Source organism: Kribbella hippodromi (assembly GCF_039531045.1).
In the GTDB taxonomy this organism is placed as follows: domain Bacteria; phylum Actinomycetota; class Actinomycetes; order Propionibacteriales; family Kribbellaceae; genus Kribbella; species Kribbella hippodromi.
In genome coordinates this window covers 349,799-357,815 of record NZ_BAAAPH010000006.1, presented here as the reverse complement: position 1 = coordinate 357,815, position 8,017 = coordinate 349,799, and the positions used below count along the sequence as shown (strand labels likewise).

5 protein-coding genes are annotated in these 8,017 nt (G+C 68.0%); all 5 read right to left on the bottom strand.

Annotation, left to right across the window (positions count from 1 at the left end):
* Positions 1-6 precede the first annotated feature (6 nt).
* Genes ABD260_RS12310 through ABD260_RS12290 form a run of 5 tightly spaced genes read right to left on the bottom strand, consistent with a single transcriptional unit; the run spans position 7 to position 7,954 of the window.
* On the bottom strand, positions 7-891 hold the full coding sequence (locus ABD260_RS12310) for a DinB family protein (RefSeq protein WP_344233572.1): 885 nt from the start codon (positions 889-891) through the stop codon (positions 7-9).
* A gap of 37 nt (positions 892-928) precedes the next feature.
* On the bottom strand, positions 929-4,954 hold the full coding sequence (hrpA, locus tag ABD260_RS12305; protein ID WP_344233571.1) for an ATP-dependent RNA helicase HrpA: 4,026 nt from the start codon (positions 4,952-4,954) through the stop codon (positions 929-931).
* A gap of 53 nt (positions 4,955-5,007) precedes the next feature.
* The gene (locus ABD260_RS12300; protein ID WP_344233570.1) at positions 5,008-5,412 is read right to left on the bottom strand and encodes a universal stress protein; all 405 of its coding nucleotides are present in this window, start codon (positions 5,410-5,412) and stop codon (positions 5,008-5,010) included.
* A 26-nt stretch (positions 5,413-5,438) separates the two neighbouring features.
* Positions 5,439-7,079, bottom strand: coding sequence for an AMP-binding protein (locus ABD260_RS12295; RefSeq protein ID WP_344233569.1), 1,641 nt, complete (start codon positions 7,077-7,079; stop codon positions 5,439-5,441).
* Complete coding sequence (locus tag ABD260_RS12290) at positions 7,076-7,954, bottom strand: SDR family NAD(P)-dependent oxidoreductase (RefSeq protein WP_344233568.1); 879 nt, start codon at positions 7,952-7,954, stop codon at positions 7,076-7,078. Before ABD260_RS12290 ends, ABD260_RS12295 begins: the two co-directional genes overlap by 4 nt.
* Positions 7,955-8,017: the final 63 nt, after the last annotated feature.

Below are 8,017 nucleotides of genomic sequence, written 5' to 3'. Positions count from 1 at the left end.
GACAAGCTACTGTCCAACCAAGCAAATCCACCCGGTGTTGCAACCACCGCGTGAATCCGCCTTGAGGTACTGGGCAGTTTCGGGTTGGTGGAAGAAGGTTGCCCAGGCGGGTGCGTCGGCGTTGAACTGGGTGTCCTTGATGGTCAGGTCCGCGCCCCGCTCGACCAGGAATCGCAGTTCGTCGACTGACCCTGTGCCGGCGGCCACATGCGCCGCGGTCACGCCGCCCGCGGCGCGTTCGTTCACCCCGAAGCCCAGCTCGGCCAGCCGCCGCACGACCTCCCACCGCTGCGCCGTCGCGGCCTCGGCGAGTAGGGCCGGTCGGTCGGCCGCCGTGAGCTCCCCACGCAACGCGGCCGGAAACGGATCCTCACCCCGCGCCCCCTGATAGAAGTCGCGGACAGTACCAACCTCGGCGCCATGATGAATCAACTCATCCAAGATGTGCAGCGCGAACGACGTCCCGTCATCTTCAGCGTACGGTCCGGCGATCGCCCCCATCGGCCGATCCAGATCCTCCTGGCTGAGCGCCGCGAGCCGTCCGCGCCAGACCTCGTACGCCCGATCGAGCGCCTCAAGCGCCGCACCAGCCGACCCGGGCACCGACGGCGGCTCCGACGTCGCCGGATGACCGAACCAGGTAGCCGTCCGCTCAGCCTGCAGTACGTCGATCAGATGCGTGATCCGCCAAGCCAACGTCGTGAACGGCGCCGGCGCCGGCGGAAGACGTGAGCTGTCGGCGCTGAACCCGTCAGACGTCTCCCGCACACTCCAACACCCGTCGAACGGCTCCCAGAAGTACTCCTCGTCCGTCAACCCCTCCACCCGCAGCCGCAACCGCTGCCAAGCGAAGTCCGACAGATCCAGAAGATTCTGCGCGAGCGTCGTCATCCCTTCACCGTAGAACGACGTCCGGACAGAAACTGTCCTAGCTGTCCGCGAGAGCCTTCCGGATCCGCTTCTCCGAGATCGGGTACGGCGTCCCGAGCGTCTGCGCGAACAAGCTGATCCGCAGTTCTTCCAGCATCCACCGCACCTCGAGCAGCGCCGGACTCGGGTACTTCCCAGTCGGAACCGCCCGCAGCCGCTTCCGGTACTCGTCAGTCAGCATGTCCACAACAGCCATCCCGGACCGATCCCGCGCCGCGTTCGCCCCGAGCTTGTCCAGCCGCTGCTCCATCCCGCGCAAGTACCGCACCAGATCCGGAAGCCGCTTCGCCCCCGTCTCCGTGATGAACCCCGGATGCACGAGCCCTTCAAGCTGACCGCGTACGTCGGACAACGCAGCCAGCAACGCCGGACTCGAAGCACGCGAGATCTGCTTGTCCACAGTCCGCGCATACCCGAGCACCTGCTCAACTTGCTGCAGGATCGTCAGCACCGTGTCGGCGAGTTCGGAGCGTACGGCGTCGCGCAGGATCGAGAACGCGGTGAGATTCCACGCCGGACCGCCCGCGCCCGCCATCAACTGATCGACCGCCGCCCCGATCGCGTCGTCGAGCAGTTCACCGACGTTACGATGCGGCCCCGCCAGCAAGGTCAGCTTCTGCGCACTGCTGAGCTGTCGCTGCACGACGTCGATCACCGAAGGCATCGTCAACAGCAACAGCCGGCGCGTACCGGTCCACATCGCGGCCGCCTGATCGCGCTCGGTCTCCTGCAACCGGATCGCCACGGTCTTGCCCTCGTCGACCAGCGCCGGGTACCCGGCCACCGTCAAACCGTTCCGATGTTCGGAGAAGCTCCGCGGCAGATCGCCGAAGGTCCAGTCGGTCAGCCCCGACTTCTCCAGCCCACTGACCGCCTTCGACGCCACCTGCGAGATCGCGGCCGTCGTCTTCGGCTTCAGCTTCTCCTTCAGCCGGGCGAGGTCCTTGCTCTCAGCAACCGTCTTGCCCTTGTCGTCCTCGACCCGGAACGTCATCCGCAGATGCTCCGGCACCCGGCTCCAGTCCCAGTCCTCCGGCTCGATCACGACGCCGCGCAGCTCCCGCAACGCCCGCGCCATCGCATCGGTGAGCGCACCGGACGCCGGGTCCAGCTCGGGAAGAATCTGTCGCGCGTGATCCGGCGCCGGCACGATGTTGCGCCGCACGGCCTTCGGCAACGACTTGATCAGCGTCGTGACGAGCTCCTCGCGGAACCCCGGCACGCTCCACTCGAACCCGTCCGCGGTGACCTGGTTCAGGACGAGCAACGGGATGTGTACGGTCACCCCGTCGGCGTCCGTGCCCGGCTCGAACGCGTACGTGAGGTCGAACGTCATCCCGTTCCGCGTCCAATGCAGCGGGAACTCGTCCTCCTTCACCTCCGCACCCTCACGCACGACCAGCGACCGTTCGAAGTCGAGCAGATCGGCGTCGCGCTGCCGGGCAGTCTTCCACCAGGTGTCGAAGTGCCGACCGGTAACTACCTCGGAGCCGATCCGCTCGTCGTAGAACGCAAAGAGCGTCTCGTCGTCGACAAGCAGGTCGCGACGCCGCGTACGCTCCTCGAGCTCTTCGACTTCCTCGATCAGCTTCCGGTTCTCGTGGAAGAACTTGTGGTGCGTGTCCCAGTCGCCCTCGACCAGTGCGTGCCGGATGAACAGCTCCCGCGACACCTCCGGATCGACCTTGCCGTAGTTCACCTTCCGGCGCGCGACGATCGGCACGCCGTACAGGGTGACCTTCTCGTACGCCATCACGGCACCGGCTTTGCGTTCCCAGTGCGGCTCCGAGTACGACCGTTTGATCAGGTGTGGTGCGAGGTCCTCGGCCCACTCGGGCTCGATCTTCGCGTTCACCCGCGCCCACAGTTTGGACGTCTCGACCAGTTCGGCGGCCATCACGAACTGCGGCGGCTTCTTGAACAACCCCGACCCGGGGAAGATCGCGAACTTGGTGCCGCGCGCGCCGATGTACTGGTGCTGGTTCGCCGGGTCTTTCAGCCCGAGATGCGACAGCAGCCCGGACATCAGCGAGATGTGTACGCTCTGCGGGTCGGCCGGCGCGCCGGAGTTGAGCGTGACACCGATCTGCGACGCGACCTGTCGGAGCTGCGCGAAGATGTCCTGCCACTCGCGGACGCGGAGATAGTTCAGGTACTCACTGCGGCACATCCGGCGGAACTGGTTGCCGGACAGCTCCTTCTGCTGCTTCTTCAGGTAGCTCCAGAGGTTCAGGTACCCGAGGAAGTCGCTGTTCGGATCGCGGAACCGGGCATGCGCCTGCTGGGCCTGCGCCTCGGCGTCGGTCGGCCGTTCCCGCGGGTCCTGGATGGACAGCGCGGCCGCGATCACCATCACCTCGCGGACGCACGAGTGCTTGTCGGCCTCGACGATCATCCGGGCCAGCCGCGGATCGAGCGGGATCTGCGCGAGCTGCCGCCCGATCGGTGTCAGCCGCCCGCCCTTCGGGGACTCGATCGCGCCCAGCTCGGTGAGCAACTGCAGGCCGTCGGTGATGCTGCGCTTGTCCGGTTCGTCGATGAACGGGAACGCGGCGATGTTGCCGAGCCCGATCGCGGTCATCTGCAGGATCACGGACGCGAGGTTCGTCCGCAGGATCTCCGGGTCGGTGAACTCGGGGCGGCTCTCGAAGTGCTCCTCGGAGTACAGCCGGATGCAGATGCCGTCGCTGGTCCGGCCGCTGCGGCCCTTGCGCTGGTTCGCGCTGGCCTGCGATACCGGCTCGATCGGAAGATGCTGGACCTTCGTACGGTGGCTGTAGCGGGAGATCCGCGCCGTACCGGGATCGATCACGTACTTGATCCCGGGCACTGTCAGCGAGGTCTCGGCGACGTTCGTGGCGAGTACGATCCGGCGGTTCGAATGTGCTTGGAAGACGCGATGCTGCTCGGCGTTGGACAGCCGCGCGTACAAGGGGAGTACCTCGACGGCGCCGGGCCGGCCGCGCTGGGAGGCGTACTTGTCGTTCAGCGCGTCGGCGGTGTCGCGGATCTCGCGTTCGCCGCTGAGGAAGACCAGTACGTCGCCGTCGGCCTCGTACTCGAGCTCCTCGACCGCGTCCAGGATCGCCTGGGTCTGGTCGCGGTCGATGGTGGCCGGATCGTCGGGATCGTTGACCGGGCGGTACCGGACCTCGACCGGGTACGTCCGGCCGGAGACCTCGACGATCGGCGCCGGGGTGCCGTCGGCAGCGGCGAAGTGGGTGGCGAACCGCTCCGGGTCGATCGTCGCCGAAGTGATGATCACCTTGAGGTCGGGACGCCGGGGGAGCAGGCGTTTGAGGTACCCGAGGATGAAGTCGATGTTCAGGCTGCGCTCGTGCGCCTCGTCGATGATGAGCGTGTCGTACCGGGTCAGGTCACGGTCGCGCTGCAGTTCGTTCAGCAGGATGCCGTCGGTCATCAGCTTGACCAGCGAGCGCTCACTGACCTTGTCGGTGAACCGGACCGCGAAACCGATCGTCTCGCCGAGCTCGGATCCGAGTTCCTCCGCGATGCGCTCCGCGACCGTGCGCGCGGCCAGGCGGCGGGGCTGGGTGTGGCCGATCATCCCGTGGATGCCGCGGCCGAGCTCGAGGCAGATCTTCGGGATCTGGGTGGTCTTGCCGGAGCCGGTCTCGCCCGCGACGACGACGACCTGATGATCGCGGATCGCGGCGGCGATCTCGTCCTTCAGCTGGCTGACCGGAAGCTCTTCCGGGTACGTGATCTCCGGAACGGCCGCCCGGCGCAGCTCGACGCGTTGCTCGGCCTGCTCGACCGCGCCGATGAGTCCCTGCAGCGCCTGCTCACGCTTCCCGGCCTCGTGGATGCCGCGGACCCGCTCGAGCCGCTTCCCCAACTGCACCCGGTCGTAGGCGGTCAACCCGTCCAGCCGAGCCACCAGCTCCCCGAGCCCACCAGTCGGCGCGGCGGGGGAGATGCGGCCCTTCCCGCCGCGGCGGCGCCGGCGGTTCACTGGCTTTTCGGTGGGGACTTGGGACGGCTCGGTCCGGGCATCAGGCATAACTGGACCAGTTTACGGGGGCGGTGGCTGCCCGCTCATCTGGTTATCCGCGGTCAGTCGTGTGGGGAGGCGACCTTGACGGCGAGGACCGGGACCGGGGACTCGAGCAGGACGCGCTGGGCGGTGCTGCCGAGGATGAGTTTGCCGACCGGGCTGCGGCGGCGCAGGCCGAGGACGATCAGGCCGACGTCGTCCGCGGCGGCCGCCTTCAGCAGCGCGCCGGCCACGTCACCGTCGGAGAGGGCCTGCTGAATGATGACCTCGACGCCCTTGGCGCGCAGCGCGGCCTCGGCGGCGGCGAGCTCGTCGGCGTTGGCGTAGCGGGCGTCGATGTAGGCGTCACCACGGCTGGTGTTCAGCAGCAGCACCGAGGCCCCGCGCAGTTCCGCCTCGGTGGCGGCCGCGGCCAGCGCGGCCTCGCCTTCGGGAGTTGGCACATAACCGACCAGGATCTTCACGGGGCCACTCTCCCATGCGGGCACGTTCATTGATCGGACGGCGGGGTGAGTCGGCCGCGCAGCACCTTGCCGGTCGCGTTCCGTGGGAAGTCGTCGACGATCACCACGCGGCGCGGGGTCTGATAGCGCGCGAGGTTCGCCTTCGCGTACGCGATCAGGTCGGCTTCCGAGACCGGTTCGTGCAGTACGACGTACGCGACCAGGCGCTGGCCGAACTCATCGTCCGGTACGCCGACGACGACCGCCTCCGCGACGGCTGGATGCGTCGCGAGGCAATGTTCGACCTCGACCGGGTACACGTTCTCGCCGCCGGAAACGATCATGTCGTCCTCGCGGCCGTCGATGAACAGTCTTCCGGCCTTGTCGAGGTGGCCGAGGTCGCCGGTACTCATCCGGCCGTCGACCGTGGTCTTGGAGGTGCCGTCGGAGTAGCCGCCGAAGACGAGTCCGCCGCCGGCGAAGATCCGTCCGGTGGTGCCTGGGGGTACCTGCCGGTCCTGGTCGTCGAGGATGCGGATCGAGCTGCCGAGGCACGGGCGGCCGACGGTGCCTGGCGCGGCGATCAGGTCCGCGGAGGTGGCGATCGTGGCGATGCCGATCTCGCTCGAACCGTACGCGTCGCAGAGGAGCGGCCCGAAGCGGTCGATGAAGTCGGCGGCGAGCGGTACGTCCAGGCGGGAGGCGCCGGAGATGACGGCGCGCAGGGATCGGAGGTCGTACTCGGCGGTGGCGGACGGGCCGAGATCGAGCAGGCGCCGGAGCATGACCGGTACGGCGACCACCGCGCCGGCTCGGGTCGCCTGGATGTCGGAGAGCAGGGTCGCGGCGTCGAAACGCGGCCGGAGCACTAGCGGTGAGCCGAGGAACAAGGCGAGCATCGAGGTGAGCAGCCCGAGCCCGTGGAAGAGCGGTGGGCAGATCACCGTCGGCTCACCCGTCCGCAACCCGAACCGCTGCAACGCGCTCCCGGTCAACCCAGCCAACCCGAGCGCGGTAGTCGCCCGCGGCGCCCCCTTCGGCACCCCCGTAGTCCCCGAAGTCAGCAGCGTGATCCGCCCAACCCGCCCCGGCGCCGGCGCCGGTGGAGCCGACGAACGCGCAAGTTCCTGTAGATCACTGGTGACTGAGGGGATGTCTGGGGGTGGGGTGAACTCGGGGTCGTGGATCAGGAGGCTGGGTTGGTGGTGCTGGAGGGTTTTGTGGAGTTGTAGTTCGGAGAGTTCGGTGTTGACGAACAGGACGTCGGCGCCCAGGCGGGAACCGGCGAGGGTGGCTTCCAGGAACCCGCGGTGGTTGCGGCAGAGGATGGCTACTTTGCTGTCGGGGCCGATGGCGTACTGGGCGTGCAGGGCGGCGGCGATTCGTTCGCAGCGATGGTCCAGTTCGGCGTACGTGAGCTGATCGGACCCCGAGATGACGGCAGGGCGGTGGGGGTAGCGAATCGCGGCGACGGCGCCGAGGGTGGCCATCGACTGGCCGTACGTGCGCAGCGCCCGCTCGATCCGCACCAGCTGTCCAGGCCCGGCCGACCGCCACACGCCCGACCGGATCAGCGCGACCGACAACTCACCAACCTCAGCCGCGCCCCGCAGTAACCACTCCGGCGGCCGAATCGGCCGCACCGGAACAATCTGCCGGAGGGGACCGTCCGGCCGGAGTGGGCTCATCGTTTCTTCCCGCCTCCCGTTCGGCGGAAGTACTGCTCGAACATCCGGTCCGTCGGCACCCGCAACAAGTTGCCGACGGCATCGGCCGGCCGGACGAACGGTGGCGTGAGGTTGTGCGGCCGCTCCGCCACCGCCGTACACACCTGGTCGGCTGCCTGTTCCGCCGTCAACCCGGGCAGCTTGTTCAGCAACGGCGTCGGCTCACTCATCCGGGTGTGCACCAACCCCATGTACACAGTCGACGTCGTCACGCCGGCGCCCCGAACCTCCTGCGCCACACATCGCAGCCACACATCGAACGCACTCTTCGACGCCAAGTACGCGGACCAGCGCGCCATCGGCGGCGTACGCACCCCGGCTGTCGACACGTTGACGATATGACCGGATCCACGCTCACACATCGACGGCAACAACTCGAGTACGAGCTTCGCCGGACCGAGGTAGTTGATCGCGTTGGTCCGCTCGAGATCGTGGAACCGCTGGTACGTGTCTGCGATCGACCGCCGGATCGACTTCCCGGCGTTGCTGACCAGGATGTCGACGTGCTCATGCTCCGCGAGTACGGTCCGCACCAGCTCTTCGACGGCGGCCGGGTCGGCGAGGTTCGCCGGGTACACGTACGCCGCGCCGCCGCCGGACCGGATCTCGTCCGCGACGACCTGCAACTGGTCTTCGGTCCGCGCAACGAGCAGCACCGTCGCACCGGCACCCGCGAGCCGGCGCGCGGTAGCTTCACCGATCCCGTACGACGAGCCGGTGACGAGCACGACCTTCCCGCGTACGGCCGCTGCCAGCCGCTCGTCGGAAACCCGAGCCCGCCCATTGGTCAACGCAACCAGCAACCCCCACCCGAGCGGACGCTTCCCAGTCACCATGAACCCGACATTACCCGCAGGTAGCCTCCTGCGGGAGGTGCAAGCCGGTCCGGCAATTCCATA